Source organism: Bradyrhizobium sp. 23 (genome assembly GCF_023073295.1).
In the GTDB taxonomy this organism is placed as follows: Bacteria; Pseudomonadota; Alphaproteobacteria; order Rhizobiales; family Xanthobacteraceae; genus Bradyrhizobium; species Bradyrhizobium canariense_D.
Genome location: NZ_JADPJF010000146.1, coordinates 1 through 919 on the forward strand (window position 1 = coordinate 1; position 919 = coordinate 919).

The 919-nt window shown below is 64.1% G+C and carries 2 protein-coding genes; both read right to left on the bottom strand.

The window, feature by feature from the left end; translation table 11 throughout:
• Window positions 1-287 (bottom strand): ATP-binding cassette domain-containing protein (locus IVB32_RS33285; RefSeq protein ID WP_247412780.1); only part of this gene is annotated, 287 nt, incomplete at its 3' end.
• Window positions 284-919, bottom strand: a 636-nt coding sequence (locus IVB32_RS33290) for an ATP-binding cassette domain-containing protein (RefSeq protein ID WP_247412782.1), incomplete at its 5' end; no start/stop codon positions are given. The genes IVB32_RS33285 and IVB32_RS33290, both read right to left, overlap by 4 nt.

Here is a 919-nt window from a genome sequence, read left to right on the forward strand (position 1 = left end):
TCCACCGACAGGCTGCCGAAAATGCGGCGTTCCTCGTGCACGAGCTGCATGCCGGCCTGCGCGATTCTGTGGCTCTTGCGCCCGGCGATATCGATGCCGTCGAATTTCACGCTGCCGCTACGCGGCGTCACGACGCCCATAAGGCTCTTCAGCGTGGTGCTCTTGCCGGCGCCGTTGCGTCCGAGCAGCGCCACCACCTCGTGACGCTCGACATGCATGGCGACGTCGAACAGGATGTGGGAGTCCCCGTAATAGCTGTTCAGGCCGTTGACCTCGATCAGGCTCATGCCGCGATCTCTCCGTGCACGCCACCGAGATAGGCTTCCTGGACGGCGGCGTTGGCCTTGATTTCCTCCGGCGTGCCGGAGACCAGCACCCAGCCTTCCTGGAGCACGGTGACGCGCTCGACCAACTCGAACAGCGAATCCATGTCGTGGTCGATGATGATCATGGTACGGCCGCGCGCGATCGACTTGAGCAGCTTGACGGTCTCGAGACGCTCTCGCGGGCTCATGCCGGCGAGCGGCTCGTCAAGCAGCAACAGGCGCGGCGACGTGGCGAGCGCAAGCCCGATTTCCAGCCTGCGCTTCTCGCCATAGGCGAGCTCGGACACGGGCGTGTCGGCACGACGGGTCAGGTTCACCAAAGCGAGCGTGTGCGCCACCTGCTCCGTCAGGCCCTTGACGCCGCCGAGCGTGCGGAACAGGTCGAGCCGGAATTTTCCGCGCAGTTCGGCAAGGGCTGCGATCGTCAGGTTCTCCCGCACCGTCAACCCGGTGAAGAGCTGGTTGACCTGGTAGCTTTTGGTCAGTCCGAGCTGGCAAACCTCGGTGACCTTCAATCCCGTGATGTCGCGGCCCTCGAACACGATCTGGCCGGAGCTCGGCGCGATCTCGCAGGTCAGCATCTTGAAAAAGGT